Annotated in this window: 14 protein-coding genes; 4 read left to right on the top strand and 10 right to left on the bottom strand. The window is 49.7% G+C overall.

Going from position 1 to position 14,191, the window contains the following annotated elements:
- Positions 1-6: 6 nt before the first annotated feature.
- Together AWQ22_RS03115 and AWQ22_RS03110 are read right to left on the bottom strand one after the other, a co-directional pair.
- The gene (locus tag AWQ22_RS03115) at positions 7-528 is read right to left on the bottom strand and encodes a Ycf51 family protein (protein ID WP_065710148.1); all 522 of its coding nucleotides are present in this window, start codon (positions 526-528) and stop codon (positions 7-9) included.
- Positions 529-853: 325 nt separating this feature from the next.
- A complete protein-coding gene (locus tag AWQ22_RS03110) occupies positions 854-1,843 on the bottom strand; it encodes a phosphotransferase enzyme family protein (protein ID WP_065710147.1) in 990 nt (329 codons plus the stop codon).
- A 248-nt stretch (positions 1,844-2,091) separates the two neighbouring features.
- On the opposite strand from AWQ22_RS03110, the gene AWQ22_RS03105 reads away from it, so the two are divergent.
- The 3 genes from AWQ22_RS03105 to AWQ22_RS03095 all read left to right on the top strand — a co-directional run bounded on the left by AWQ22_RS03105 (position 2,092) and on the right by AWQ22_RS03095 (position 3,848).
- Positions 2,092-2,304, top strand: a complete 213-nt coding sequence (locus tag AWQ22_RS03105) for a high light inducible protein (protein WP_012306233.1) — start codon at positions 2,092-2,094, stop codon at positions 2,302-2,304.
- 162 nt (positions 2,305-2,466) lie between these two features.
- Positions 2,467-3,042 carry an RdgB/HAM1 family non-canonical purine NTP pyrophosphatase gene (gene rdgB, locus AWQ22_RS03100; RefSeq protein ID WP_065710146.1) on the top strand — a complete coding sequence of 192 codons (576 nt, stop codon included), beginning with the start codon at positions 2,467-2,469 and terminating at the stop codon, positions 3,040-3,042.
- A gap of 2 nt (positions 3,043-3,044) precedes the next feature.
- A complete protein-coding gene (locus AWQ22_RS03095) occupies positions 3,045-3,848 on the top strand; it encodes a M48 family metallopeptidase (protein ID WP_065710145.1) in 804 nt (267 codons plus the stop codon).
- A gap of 445 nt (positions 3,849-4,293) precedes the next feature.
- Here AWQ22_RS03095 and argS read toward each other — a convergent pair whose 3' ends face one another.
- From argS to rseP, 8 genes are all read right to left on the bottom strand, one after another.
- Positions 4,294-6,051 carry an arginine--tRNA ligase gene (argS, locus tag AWQ22_RS03090; RefSeq protein WP_065710144.1) on the bottom strand — a complete coding sequence of 586 codons (1,758 nt, stop codon included), beginning with the start codon at positions 6,049-6,051 and terminating at the stop codon, positions 4,294-4,296.
- Between the two features lie 151 nt (positions 6,052-6,202).
- Positions 6,203-6,586 carry a DUF4346 domain-containing protein gene (locus tag AWQ22_RS03085; RefSeq protein WP_030005857.1) on the bottom strand — a complete coding sequence of 128 codons (384 nt, stop codon included), beginning with the start codon at positions 6,584-6,586 and terminating at the stop codon, positions 6,203-6,205.
- Between the two features lie 103 nt (positions 6,587-6,689).
- Positions 6,690-7,295, bottom strand: a complete 606-nt coding sequence (locus AWQ22_RS03080; RefSeq protein WP_065710143.1) for a Uma2 family endonuclease — start codon at positions 7,293-7,295, stop codon at positions 6,690-6,692.
- Between the two features lie 116 nt (positions 7,296-7,411).
- Entirely contained in the window at positions 7,412-9,460 is a 2,049-nt protein-coding gene (gene bchD, locus AWQ22_RS03075) for a magnesium chelatase ATPase subunit D (protein WP_065710142.1), read from the bottom strand.
- A 114-nt stretch (positions 9,461-9,574) separates the two neighbouring features.
- A complete protein-coding gene (gene tpiA / locus AWQ22_RS03070) occupies positions 9,575-10,300 on the bottom strand; it encodes a triose-phosphate isomerase (protein ID WP_012306226.1) in 726 nt (241 codons plus the stop codon).
- Between the two features lie 66 nt (positions 10,301-10,366).
- Positions 10,367-11,272, bottom strand: a complete 906-nt coding sequence (locus AWQ22_RS03065) for an LD-carboxypeptidase (protein WP_065711613.1) — start codon at positions 11,270-11,272, stop codon at positions 10,367-10,369.
- A gap of 42 nt (positions 11,273-11,314) precedes the next feature.
- The gene (locus AWQ22_RS03060; RefSeq protein ID WP_065710141.1) at positions 11,315-11,581 is read right to left on the bottom strand and encodes a DUF3493 domain-containing protein; all 267 of its coding nucleotides are present in this window, start codon (positions 11,579-11,581) and stop codon (positions 11,315-11,317) included.
- Between the two features lie 54 nt (positions 11,582-11,635).
- Complete coding sequence (gene rseP, locus AWQ22_RS03055) at positions 11,636-12,727, bottom strand: RIP metalloprotease RseP (RefSeq protein WP_062432414.1); 1,092 nt, start codon at positions 12,725-12,727, stop codon at positions 11,636-11,638.
- A 185-nt stretch (positions 12,728-12,912) separates the two neighbouring features.
- Between rseP and AWQ22_RS03050 the strand changes: the two genes are divergently transcribed.
- The gene (locus tag AWQ22_RS03050; RefSeq protein WP_065710140.1) at positions 12,913-14,172 is read left to right on the top strand and encodes an efflux RND transporter periplasmic adaptor subunit; all 1,260 of its coding nucleotides are present in this window, start codon (positions 12,913-12,915) and stop codon (positions 14,170-14,172) included.
- The last annotated feature ends 19 nt before the right edge of the window (positions 14,173-14,191 follow it).

The raw sequence follows: 14,191 nt of genomic DNA, 5'->3' as shown, positions 1-14,191 counted from the left end.
TAGATCCTAACTAATCGCATTGGGTTGGGGCAGCTTTTTGAGATTTTCTGGATAAAGCTGGATGTCCAGGGCCCCATTTTCGCGATCAGCAATGGCGCGTTGGACTTGACCTAGATAGAGGGGTTCAGAAACGCCGGGTTCGGGGTGACTCATCACCCGGAGGCGCACGGTAAATTTATTATCGCCATTGCCAATGCGTCCGTAGGAAAAGAGGTCATTAGAAGCTTGGCGGAGGGTTGCATTGATTTCCTCGGCAGTCACTTCAGGCTTCACGGAGACAACGGCTAGGTTTGCACCATTGTCATAAACCAGGGCATAGCGCACGGCTCCCGGCACGATACTACGGCTAAAGAGTCCTAAGCTGAGGCCAAACAAACCAATGGTAAGCACAATCATAAAGCCGGTGGTGCCGACTAAGCGGAAACGGATGCCCCACTTAAAAAGAAACGCGGCGATCGCCAAGACCGCAAAGAACAAGGTGGCGTAGGCAGACCACTGGGTATAAAGGGCAAAATCTAAATTTTCCATGGGTCAGTTCGGTAAAAACGTTTTGGCACAAGGCCAGTGCAGTTAATTAAGGGATCATTAAAAGTTGTGGCTTCCATTATCCCAGCAAGGGCCCCAAGAAAAAACCAGCGAGGCGATCGCTGGCATAACTCAAGCTTGTTGTTGTTTTTGCATCGAAAAAATACAAGATTTCAAACCACGCGTTCCCAGCACGAAGCCCGAAATATTTCTTTACACAACGCTAAGTGTAGCAGAACATACCATTTTTGATCAGGGAATTTTTCAACTTTTCGCGACATTTTCCCTCAGCCTGGATCATGTCACATAGATTTATCACTGGGGAGATTTAGAATAATTGCCAATCCCGCGAAGATAAAGCCTTGAGTCGTTCTAGCCGCTGGGTGAGGTAGTGACGATCCAGTTGGCTGTTGTTAAAAATTTGAATACTGGTGAGACTGATGCGCCACGACCAAATATAAGCCAGTTGGGTAAGGGCCTGGAGGGCCACCTGTTCCTGGGCGACAAAGGTGGTTTGGGACTCATAGCCCGCGATAAAGGCTTCTCGCACCCGTCGCTGGAGACCTGTGGTGAGTGCCCCCTGGAAAAATTTGCCAATTTCAAAGGCGCGCCAACCGTAGCCGCATTGGTCAAAGTCGAAGAGGGTGAGCTGATGATCTTCGGTGAAATGGACGTTGCCGCAGTGGGCATCCCCCCAACAGACCGACCAGAGGGGCTTTTCCTTGGGGAGTTGCGCTAAAGTTTCGCGGATTTTGTGGGCAATATCCTGCATGAAACCCCAATCCCGGGGGCGATCGCCAAAAAACGGCAAAATCACGCCCAAGGATTCATCCAACAAATACTCAAGGTCTAGGGGTTTGCGCGGGTGGTCACAGATGAAGTCTTGGCTGACCTGATGGATCTGCGCCACCACTGCCCCTAAATGATGACTTTGGCTTTCGTTCCACCCCCCTAGGGCAATTTCCCCTGGGGCAAAGGGAAACAGAGTGGCATAGCGATCGCCTTCTGGGGCCTGAATTTTGACCGCCCATTCACCAACTTCCGTCGCTAGAGGAGCCGCCACCGGTAAACCCTGGGCCTTGAGAAAATTTAAAAAGTCTAGCTCGAAAAAAATTTCTGTGGGCGATCGCCAATGGTGATGGGAGACCCGCAACACAAACGTATCCTGGGCTGCTTGCACAAAATAAATATCACTCAAGCCCCGATTCCATAACTCACATTGGCTGACGGTCTTAAGGCCATATTGCGGCAGCACACGCTCCCGGAGGGCGATCGCCGATAGCGTGGAGTAAATGACGGGGAAATCCGAGCAGACCATAGACCGCAGCCCCTCAGGTGCAGGACAAATCAACTATCAACCTAAAAAGATATGGGCCAAAAATCTGTAGCCCATGGCACCATCTTCCAGAACATCAAGAAAAAGTTTGCAATTCTTTTCTAAAATGGGATAAACGCTTATACCTACAGCTTTTGTCAACCTCGAAAAATAAAATGTTGCAAATTGTTACAAAACTTGTTAATCTTGAATCAAGATAAAAAACAACCTAATTTACCTCAGATAACAATATGGCTAAAAAATACCAAGGCAATATCATCGACGACCAAGGCAAAATGAACACCTTTGCCGTAGAGCCCACCGTTTACGTCCAAGAAAATCCCCGCGTCGGCTTTACCGAATACGCAGAAAAATTCAATGGTCGCGCCGCAATGATCGGTTTTGCTTCTTTACTTCTTCTCGAAATCTTCACCGGCCATGGTGTCATTGGTATTTTTCAGTAAGACCAGCAGCTTTTAATTTTTTCAAACAACATCTCAACAGCATAAGTTTGTGTAGGGCGGCCCTTGGTCGTCTTTTTTTTCGGCAAATTTCCTTAAAATAGAAGTCGCTGCCCGGTACTCCCGGTTAACTTTTTTAATTTCTCATTCAGATATTTAACGCCCATGCCCGTCCTTGTCGTCGCCACCGGAAACCCCGGTAAATTACAGGAAATGCAAGCCTATCTCCAGGATTTGCCCTGGGAATTGCAGCTCAAGCCCCCGGAACTCGACATCGAAGAAACAGGCACAACATTCCTCGAAAATGCAGCTCTCAAGGCCTCTCAGGTGGCAAAGGCCCTCGACCAATGGGCGATCGCCGATGATTCTGGTTTAGCCGTCGAAGCCCTCAACGGTGCCCCTGGTCTGTATTCAGCCCGCTACGGCACCACCGACCAAGAACGCATTGAACGTCTGTTAACGGAACTGGGCAACAACCCCAATCGCCGCGCGAAATTTATCTGTGCAGTGGCGATCGCCAAACCAGACGGAACCATTGTCGCCCAAGTCCAAGGAGACTGTCCCGGAGAAATTCTCCCGGAACTGCGGGGAACAGGGGGCTTTGGCTATGACCCCATTTTTTATGTGCCAGAATATCAACAGACCTTTGCAGAAATGTCAGCGGCGCTCAAACATAACGTCAGTCACCGGGGCCAAGCCTTTGCACTGCTGTTGCCGCGTCTTGCCACTCTCCTCGATTAACGATGCCTGCTCCCCCCACCCCAGAAGATCGCAATCCTGAAGCGTCCCTCCGAGAACTCCTCACCCTTGGGGGAATGTTTATCTGTGCGATCGCCCTCTTGATTTGGCTATTAAACTTCAGTGTCAACTGGCTCATTGTCCAGATGCCCGTGAGTTGGGAACAACGGTTAGGGCAAGCCCTGGTCAAAATCTACGAACCCCAAGCCGAACCTTCGCCCGCCCAAGATGAACTCAATGCCCTGCTCGACCGCCTGGAAGCAGAAATTCCTGCTGGCGCTAAAGAAAAACGTGACTACCAACTCCTCTATATTCCCCAGGATGTGGTGAATGCCGCGGCCCTGCCGGGGGATACGGTATTGGTCTATCAAGGGTTGTTAGATCAAATGGACTCAGAAAACGCCTTAATGATGGTGTTGGGCCATGAAATCGGTCACTTTGCCAACCGAGACCATCTGCGTAATATTGGTCGGGCCCTCGTAATCCGTACAGTGATCTCTTCTATTTTTGGTGATGTCAGTTGGTTGGGAGATGTCGCGCAAATTGTCAGTACCTCGCGCTTTTCCCAAGCCCAAGAAAAACAAGCCGATGAATATGGTTTAGATTTGCTCTATGCCACCTATAGACAGGTCGCTGGTGCAACGGATTTCTTTGAGGCGATGAGCCAAAAACAAGGGGCCAATTGGGATTTTCTTGCGACCCACCCGGCCCCCGCAAAACGAGTGCAACACCTCAAAACATTAATTCAGCAAAGGGGCTACCCCATCGGTGAATATACCCCTCTGCCAGAGGTATTAACCCAAGATTAATCTACCGCTGTTTGGGATAATTTTCCCCTAAACAAGGCGAAAGCCTACTCAGGGGAGCAGGCTTACAATCCAAATTTAACTAACAAAAAGATTTACCAAACAACAAAACGAGGTTAACAACGAACCCAACAAGCGCTTCTCGAAAAACGGTACCTAACAGGCAGTGATTATAGCCCGATTACCCGATTCCGTTAGGGGGAATAACCGAGTCTATCTTCAACTTGAAATGTTGAGAAGGACTTCTGGGCGAGACCGAACAAAGGAGGTACAACCGCTCAATCTCTTCGTCCGAATAAAAGCTTTTTCAGAACTTTTATTTTGTACCTTGCTTATAAGGTATCAGCAAAGATAGGTAGCGGTGATGGATACTTTATATCTTGTAATATTTGCTTATCGATCTCGCGGGCGATGTTGGCAACTCTTCTAAGGGAATAAGGGTTTAGGACTACATTCGGTCTAGCACCTCAATCCCCAGGAGAGATAAACCCAATTTGAGGGTGCGGGCCGTGGTGTCGGCGAGGATTAACCGGGAAATGCGGTGATCGCCTTCGGCCTTGAGGATCGGGCAAGCCTCATAAAATTGGTTGAATTTGCGGCTGAGGTCATAGAGGTATTCACAGAGGCGATTGGGCATCAGATCCTGCTCAACGCTCATCAGGACTTCACTCAGTTGCAGTAAATGTTTAGCTAGGGTCAGTTCAGCGGCCTCTTCAAGAATAATCGGGGTGTCAGTGGGTAGGGTGCTGAGGTCAATGCCCCCTTGACGACTGACCCCCTGGACACGCACATAGGCATAGAGCATATAGGGTGCCGTGTTGCCCTGGAGCGCCAACATTTTATCGAAGCTAAAGATGTAATTACTGGTGCGATTTTGGCTCAGGTCAGCATATTTCACAGCCCCAATCCCAACCACTTGGGAGACTTTTTCGACGAATTCTGCTGTTTCTTGGCGTTCATCTTCGGCGAGACGTTTTTCTAAATCAGCGCGGGAGCGGTTAACAGCTTCATCCAATAAATCCTTGAGCTTGATCGTATCGCCAGCACGGGTTTTGAGTTTTTTGCCATCTTCCCCTTGCACGAGGCCGAAGGGCACATGGACAACTTCCACATCATCGGGTAAAAACCCAGCACGTCCGGCCACCTGGAACACCTGGGCGAAATGTCCGGCCTGACCAGAGTCTGTCACGTAGATGATCCGTTTGGCCTGATCTTCTGTGATGCGATAACGAATTGCTGCTAAATCAGTGGTGGCATAGTTAAAGCCCCCGTCGGATTTTTGGACAATCAATGGTAGGCGATCGCCATCTTTATTTTTAAACCCTTCGAGGAAAACACATTGCGCCCCGGCATCTTCTTCTAACAAACCCACTTCGTCCAATGCCGTTAGAACATCTGCCAGGTATGGATTGTAAAAAGACTCGCCCCGTTCCGTTAATTTGATATCTAGAATGTCATAGATCTTTTGAAATTCTCGGCGGGATTGTTCACAGAGCAATTGCCACGCTTTTTGACTTTCTTCGTCTCCAGATTGTAATTTTACGACTTGATTTCGAGAGGCTTCTTTAAAGGCTTCATCTTCATCAAAACGAACCTTTGCTTTTTTATAAAATGCGACCAAATCACCAATGTCGAGAACATCTGCTTTCGTTAAAGCATCGGGATAGGCTTCTTTTAAATAGGTGATCAACATCCCAAATTGCGTGCCCCAATCCCCCACATGGTTGAGGCGTAAAACATCCTGGCCCCGAAACTCTAAAATCCGTGCAATAGAGTCCCCAATAATCGTTGAGCGGAGGTGGCCGACGTGCATTTCTTTAGCAATGTTCGGACTAGAAAAATCTACAATGACTTTCTGGGGATTTTCTGCTGGCTCAATGGCAAGGCGATCGCTTTGCTGAACTTCCTTTAAAAGTGTGGCTAAATAGCTCGGTTTGAGGCTGAAGTTAATAAAACCAGGCCCGGCAATGGTCGGATTTTCACAAAGATCAGCAATGTCTAAAGCTTCGATAATACTTTGGGCAATTTCCCTAGGATTTTTCTTCAGTGTTTTCGTTAGCGATAGGGCGACATTAGACTGATAATCACCAAATTTCGGATTACTAGCAGGGACAACAAGGGGATCAGTATCTTTAAGATCTTCGCCAAATGCCTTGATCAGAGCCTCAGAAACAGCCGTTTTTAATTGCGACAAAATAGATTTCATGATAAATGATTGTTTTTTTAGTTTTAGTTATAAAAAAGAGTTTTATATTTTGTTTGCTGTAAAAGAAATATGCGAATTAGTTTGGCGAAATATTATTCTTACTTGAAGATCGCATTGACAAACATCTTTTTTTAGATATGTTTCAATTCAATTAATCTTGAATGTATTCTGTGCCGGAAAGAAGGGCGATTTCTGCTTTGACAAATTCCCGTCCGAGATATAGGGCATGATCTAACTTGGAAATGGGACAGGGATCGGCTTTTTCGGTGATTTCAATGCCTAATTCTTTTGCGGTGCGGCCAGTGTAAACAGTGACATGAGTCCGTTCTAAACTACCTTTGCAGGCGAGGACTTCTCCGGTTTCTGGATCTGTGGCTAAACCTTTATCGTTAATCGTATTGGTGTAATGTTTCGCGCAAATTAAGCCTTGTTCACGGTCTAGGTAGATAATAAAATAACCGTCGGGATCGAGGTCAATAAACCGATTGGATAATTCGTTGTCAAGTTTAGCCCGTTCTTCGGCGTTAACAGTCATGGTGAAGGCAGTAATCTTGGATGGCGTTTGGCACAGCTTTTTAGTATAGCCTACGGGGTTTCGTCACCAAAAATTCTTGAACTAAAAGGCGATCGCCTAAAAATCACCAAATTTTCGCGAGGGATAATGTAAATCCTGGCAGTTCAGGATCGGCACTGACTGTGTCCGGATTTTCGAGAATTTGGGGCGATTGCTGGGGTCGATAGATGTGGACGGTGCGGTTTTGGCGATCAATGAGCCAAGCCAAAGACACACCATTTTCCAGATATTCCACCATTTTTGCTTGTAGCGTTTTGAGGGCATCACTTTTGGAACGCAACTCAATTACAAAATCGGGACAAATCGGCGCAAAGGAATTTTTCTCCTCATCGCTTAGGTTGTCCCACTTTTCACGGCGCATCCAAGACGCATCGGGGGAACGGGTCGCGCCATTAGGCAACGTAAAACCGGCACTCGAATCAAAGCCTAGACCTGTACCATCCTGTTCGCTCCATAACCAAAGATAAGCAGCGAGATTAAAATTTCGATTGCCAGTATCCGAAGTGGCAGGGGACATAATGATGACTTCTCCTGTGGCAGTTTGTTCGATGCGTAATTCAGGGTTGGCGCGGCAAAAGGCGTAAAATTCATCTTTTTCCATTTTGGCGATCGCCGGAAAGGAGACTTCAAGAGGAGCCAGATTACTTTGAATCAAGAGAGTGGTTGCCATGGTGGGTTTTCCCGTGAGCCAGATGGTTTTATTTTAGCTTTGCCCCCGGAAGAAAAAATAAAGGCGATCGCCTTTGTAGACAATCGCCCCTGAAGCTTTTATGGATTTAAAATCGCCTAAATTTCGGCCATTGCTCCTTTGGCCATGGCGGCGATCGCCTGATCTGTGGCCTTGGGCAGACGGTAATATTTACCCCCCGCTTTAGCAGCTAGCTCTTTACCGAAGCCAGAGGAAATAAACTTCTTCTCTGTGTCAATAATCAGCAGTTTCATCCCAGAAGCGCGAATTTTACCGGCAATATCCAGAAGTTCCTCTTTGATATCGGGTTTTTCCTCCCCTTCCTCTGGTTTCTCGCCAAGGGAACGAGAGAGGGGAATATTGCCCCGACCATCAGTAATCGCAACAATGACTACTTCACCCACATCACCGGACATTTGCGCATTCACACCGATATGCACAGCTTGGGTTAACCCATGGGACAGCGGTGAACCACCACCACAGGGCAACGTTTCCAATCTATTGCGCGCCAAAGTGATCGAACGGGTAGGAGGTAAAAGCACCTCCGCCATTTCGCCCCGGAACGGGATCAACGCAATTTGGTCACGGTTTTCATAGGCTTCTGTCAGCAGACGCATCACCGCCCCTTTTGCTGCCTGCATTCGGTTCAGGGCCATAGATCCAGAGGCATCAACAAGGAAAATCATCAAAGCCCCTGCTTTACGGGCCATCCGTTTAGAACGCAGATCGCTTTGCTCGACGATCACTTTTCGCTCAGGGTGTCGCAGTCGTCGCGCCTTTTGGTAGGGAGCCGCCGCCCGCAGGGTCGCATCAACCGCAATGCGCCGTACTTTCCCCCTCGGTAACATCGGCTTAATGTAACGGCCCCGGTCATCGGAAAAAATTAAGCCCCGTTTCCCGGAGTTGCCTTTGTTTTGCATCATCTGGGCAAAGGCGAGAATCCCTGGATCAAGTACAACCCCCTCTGGATCGAAAACAAACTCTTCGGGAATCGTCGGCTCCTGTTCCGGCTGTTCCTCTTGGTCTTCGTTTTGGTCGTCGTCGTCTTGATCCTCTTGATCTTCGTCCTGGGATTGATCCTCCTCGTCCTGTTGATCGTCTTGGGATTGAGGGGGTGGCGGCGGTGGAGGTGGCTGCATATCTTCATCCTCTGGGGTGGGGATTGTCGTGGCCCTGGGCAAAATCACCAGTTCGACCGCTGTGCGGAGATCATCAGCAATTACTACATTCCGGCCATCAAGGGCAGCGGCAGCCATGGCAACGCGCACGGCAAACAGTTCGGCCCGGTGACCTTCAACACTGCCACGCACTGCTTCGCTCACGAGGTAGGCCACTTGGTCTTTGCTGATTTTGACTTCCTTGAGCCATTCCCGGGCCAGGATAATTTGGGTGCGGAGGGCATCAAGGTCTTCTTCGTAGCTTTGAAGAAAATCCTTGGGGGCAGTGGCGTATTGCACGACTTGATCCACTGCTGCGACTCGTTCTTCGAGGCTGAGGGGGCGATCGGCGGACAGGGTAATGGCGATGCGATCGCGGAGGTGTTCCCGCAGATTTCCTTCCTCAGGGTTATAGGTGGCAATCAGTAGGGGCCGACAGGGGTGCGAAAAACTAATACCTTCCCGTTCGATTTGGTTGCGTCCTTCGGTTAAGACCGTCAGGAGTTGGTTGGCAATTTGGTCATCGAGGAGGTTGATTTCATCGATGTACAACACACCCCGATGGGCTTGGGCCAATAGACCGGGTTGGAAAACAGGTTCTCCCTGGCGCACGGAAGCTTCGACATCCACAGAACCCAAAAGACGATCTTCGGTAACGCCCAGGGGGATTTGTACAAAAGGCGCGGCAATCACTTCTGTGGGAATGTTTTCGCTGGCCGTTTCACCATAGGTCGCCGCGGTGAGATCGTCCCAGTCACTGCGGTTCTGCACATCACAGTTAAAGGGATTGTCCTGAATGACTTCGATGGGGGGCAAAAGGGAATGGATTCCCCGGGCCATCACGGATTTTGCGGTGCCCCGTTTCCCGGCGATCGCCACCCCACCAAGGGCAGGATCAACGGCCCCCAGCAGGAGAGCAGTTTTGATTACATCTTGACCAACCACCGCTGTTAGGGGAAAGGTCGTGCGCGATGTCGTGAGAGTAGGCATCTATCAAAAAAGTTTTTATAAAAATAAAAGTTTGGCAATCTGGAAATGAAAAGATGATTAAAATGTAGGGGTTTACCATGGTAAACCCCCACCCAATGAAAAATTGATTAGAACTTACACATAGTTCACCAAGCGGGCAAAACTCTCTGCCTCTAGGCTCGCACCACCTACCAAGGCTCCGTCAATTTCGGGCTGGGCCATAATCTCATCAACGTTATTCGGTTTAACGGAACCACCATATTGAATGGTGACATTCTTATTGGTGAGTTTTTCGCGGATCAGACCAATGACTCGGTTTGCTTCGGTGGCATCACAGGTGTCACCTGTGCCAATGGCCCAAATGGGTTCGTAGGCAACAACCAAGTTATTTTGATCAATATCGACTAAATCTTGCTCTAACTGGGCAAAAATCACCGCTTCCGTTTCGCCAGCATCCCGTTGGGCTTTGCTTTCACCAACACAGAGAATTGGTGTTAGACCGTGGCGTTGGGCCGCTTTAAGGCGTTGATTTACGGTTTCATCGGTTTCACCAAAATATTGCCGTCTTTCGCTATGGCCCACAATGACATAACGGACGCCCATTTCCGTCAGCATTGACCCGGAGATTTCCCCAGTAAAGGCACCTTCGTCAGCCCAGTGGATATTTTGTGCTCCCAGACGTACCCGCGTTCCGTGGAGACTCTTGGACATTAAACCTAAATCGGTAAAGGGCGTACAGAGTACCACTTCTCGTTCTTCATGGTCATCGGCGATTTTGGGCAGTAATGCTTTGAGAAAGTCTAAAGACTCGGCTTGAGTCTTATACATTTTCCAATTACCCGCAATAATGATCTTTCGCACGGCTTTCCTACTAATGCTTTCCTTACAATGCACAGGGATCCAGTTTACCCCATTGCCGAAGCGGTGCTAATGGGGGGTCGGCTTCTCCGGGAAAGAGAGTAAACCGCGATCGCCATCTAAAATTACCGGAACCCCCACGGGTAGAGCGGCATTAATCCCATCATGGCCAAAGGGCAACTCGGCGACGATCGGAATGTTTAAATCCTGGAGGCGATCGCCAAGCACTTCCATAACGCTAAAACTGTCCGCTGAACCCAACTCATCACATTGGCTAAAGCGACCGAGGGCAATGCCTTTGATTTTTTCAAAAGCCCCCAACAGTCGCCATTGGGTTAACAGGCGATCAATGCGGTAGGGCGCTTCTGTCACATCTTCGAGGGCAAAAATTACATTCTTAAAATTCGGCTGTAACGGTGTTTTGAGAATGTGGGTCGCCACCGTCAAATTTGCGGGCAATAAAATTCCTTCAGCTTGACCATTGCCCCAGCCCTTGCCCTGGAGCGCTTCAAGGGGTTTTCCTGCCAAGAAATCAAATAATCTTTGCCTAGACCAATCGGATTCTGCCGCAAAAGTAGTTAAAACGGGGCCGTGGATACTGGCAATGCCCACCGTGCCTAAACTCCACAATAGACTGGTGATGTCCGAAAAGCCGATCAGCCATTTGGGAGTCACTTGGTCGATTTTCCAGTCCCAATTTTCTAGGAGGCGCATCCCGCCGTAGCCGCCCCGCGCACAGAGAATGCCTTTGCAATCTGGGTCAAACCAGGCTTCTGCCAAGGCGTCCCGTCGCCCCTGATCATTGCCCGCTAAATAGCCCCAGCGCGCATCCCAACCCGTCGTCAGTTCTACCCGATATCCTTGCGATCGCCAAATATCTACCCCAGCCCAAAAGGCATCCTGCTCTAGCAAACGACCACTAGGGGCAATTACTTTCAATAAATCCCCCGGTTGTAACCAAGGGGGCAGCATCAATTTATTCATTTAAAATTAACGGGCCAATTGGTGAGATCCAGCTTATTCTTTTTCTTGACTGGCGAGTTTATTTTTATTTTCCCAGCGCCAGAGAAAAATCATTAACCCCACAACCCCAGCCTGCACCGCCAGATTCGGAATCGCTTGGTCTAAATCTCGCCCAGCGGCAATTTGCAACAGAAAAATCATCCCCCCAACACCCCCAGACAACCCAAAGCATAGATAAATAAATTGGCGGAGCGAACGGTAAGGATTTTTGGCTTCCGCCCGTAGACGGGCCATTTTTTCGGGGGTGAACTTTTGACTCATGGTTGTATTAATTGCGAGGGATTAACCAGCGTTAACCCCTACGGAACAAAGAAATTAACGAATTAAATTTTGGAAAAAAGCCAGGTTGACGGTGTCGCGCACGATGAGAAAAACCCCAAGACCAAGTAACAGGACTAAGCCCGTTTGCATAATGTTTTCCTGGAGGCGCATCGGCAGAGGTTTCCCGCGAATTCCTTCTACTAGGAGAAAGGCCAGTTGGCCGCCGTCTAAAGCGGGTAAAGGCAAAATGTTAATAATCGCCAGGTTAATGCTAATGAGTGAACCAAATTGGAACAGATTACTCAGATCATCTTTCGCTAAATCGGCTCCCACCGCCACGATCGCCACGGGGCCAGCCACCTGTTGGGCTGTTTCTTGGAAATTGAAGATGAGTTGACCAAAGCCTTGCACTGTGAGACTAGCAAGCCGCTGAAACTCCCGGGAGCCTGCCTGGAGAGCCGCAATGGGATTACCGGCACGGTTGCGCACAATTTCACCATTGGGAGCTAACATCACCCCAATTTTCCCTTGCCCATCACTCCCCGCATCGGGGGTTACATCTACAGTGAGCGTTGCTTCGCCCCGTTGGAGTTGCAAATTAAGGGTTTCGTTGGGAGCCTCCTGAATCAGCACCCGCAATTCCTCAAGGGCGGCTTGGCCACTGGGGAGGGTTTGGCCATTAACAGCTAGGACAATATCTTCGCTTTGAATACCTGCTGCGGCTGCTGGAGAGTCTACTTCGGTTAATACTTGGGGAATGCGTACACCCGGTTGATAGTTAATATCTTGAAAACCCACGGTGCCTGCCTGTACCACGAGGAGGAAGTAGGCAAAAATTAAATTGGCAATGACCCCGGCACTGATCACGATCGCCCGGTCAAAGACGGGACGATTACGCAAGAGGTTCGGGTCTTCTGGGGGGATATCACTGTCTGGATCATCATCGGGGAAGCCCACATAGCCACCGAGGGGAAAGGCGCGCACCGCATACTCGGTTTCTTTGCCTTGGTATTTGAGCAGGGTAGGCCCAAAGCCAATGGAAAAGCGGTTGACATGGATATTTTGAAGTCGGGCTGCTGAGAAGTGACCCAACTCATGGATCACGATGAGGAGTGCCAAAACTGCGATCGCCGCCAGTACGGACATAACGTTCTCTTGATGTTGTAGTGATTTTTTATGTTCTAGCTATTGTAGGCGATCGCCATCGGAGTTATGGGAGAAAGACCTGGGTGAGCGGCAGCCTCAAAATTGAGATGTTAGAATCAGCGGCGACAAAACCTTTAAGAAACATTAAGTTTTTTGCCTGCTATTCCCCTCCTTGGTGCTCTCCTATGGCTCAGCAATTTCATCTCCCCATCGGTGCCTGTTTATCCCTAACCCTGGCCTTTGTTTCGACGGGATGCGCCCTCGAACAAAATAGCAATGCCCAACCAGCGGGCCGCCTAGAACAGTCAGACCAACCGCCCCTAGTCGAGGTGGCGATCGCCACTGGGACAGAAACAGCCCCCACCGCCAGCTATACCGGCACCACCATGGCCCTGAAACAAGTGGTAGTCCGCTCCCGGGTCGAAGGACAATTACTTACCCTCAATGCAGATGTGGGAGATTTTATCCGCCAAGGTCAACTGCTCGCCGCCGTGGAACAGGACTTACCCCGCACCGATGTCAGTGAAGCCCAAGCTGAACTGGCCGCCCGGCAATTTGAAGTAAAAGAAGCAGAATCCGTTCTTGCCGAAGCCAAAGCCCAGCTAGAACGGAACCGGGCCGAACTCAAACAAGCCGAAGCCGATGCCCGCCGTCTCCAACAGTTAGCCGAAGCGGGGGCGATCACCGCCCAACAAGCTGAAGTCGCCCAAACTCAACAGGCCACCGCCGCCCAGGTACTAAAAGCCAGCCAAGAACAAGTCATTACCCGCCAACAGGCGATCGCCGCCACCAAGCAACGGGTGACAGCCCAACAAGCGATCCTCGCCCAGGCCCAAGAACGCCTCACCTATACCCAAATCACAGCGCCCCAAAGTGGCATTCTCCTCAGTAAGCAAGCCGAAGCTGGCGATACGATTCAAGGGGGGCAAACCCTCGTCGAAATTGGCGATCTGAGCGCCATTAAGGTTGAAATCCAAATCTCTGACCGGGATCTGAGTCAATTTGCCCAAGGTCAACGGGTTAATGTGGCCCTCGATGCCTTCCCTGGGGAAACCTTTCCCGGCGAAGTCACCCGCATTTCTCCTGTGGCCGATGCCGCTGCCCGCTTAATTCCCATTGAAGTGACCATTCCTAATCCCGCAGGAAAAATTGCCACGGGGTTATTGGCGCGGGTCAGCCTTACAGATCCCAACCTCACCACGGCTGTCATGATTCCCGCGTCCGCCCTCACCACGGGGAATAATGGCAACCAAACAACGGTATTTGTGCCCGTTACCCAGGGTGACACAACAACTGTGCAAGCGCGTCCGGTACAAGTTGGCCCGGAAGATAATGGCATGGTTGCTATCCTGAGTGGTCTCAGTGTCGGGGAACGGTATGTTGTCCAAGGCGATCGCCCCCTGGAAACCGGACAAACAGTCCGCTTAAGTTTGCTGTCCGAATAACCACAAAGCATCAATTATT

The organism is Picosynechococcus sp. PCC 7117 (assembly GCF_001693275.1).
In the GTDB taxonomy this organism is placed as follows: Bacteria; Cyanobacteriota; Cyanobacteriia; order Cyanobacteriales; family MRBY01; genus MRBY01.
Note: the sequence above shows the minus strand (reverse complement) of the source record. Positions and strands in the feature narration are given on the sequence as shown.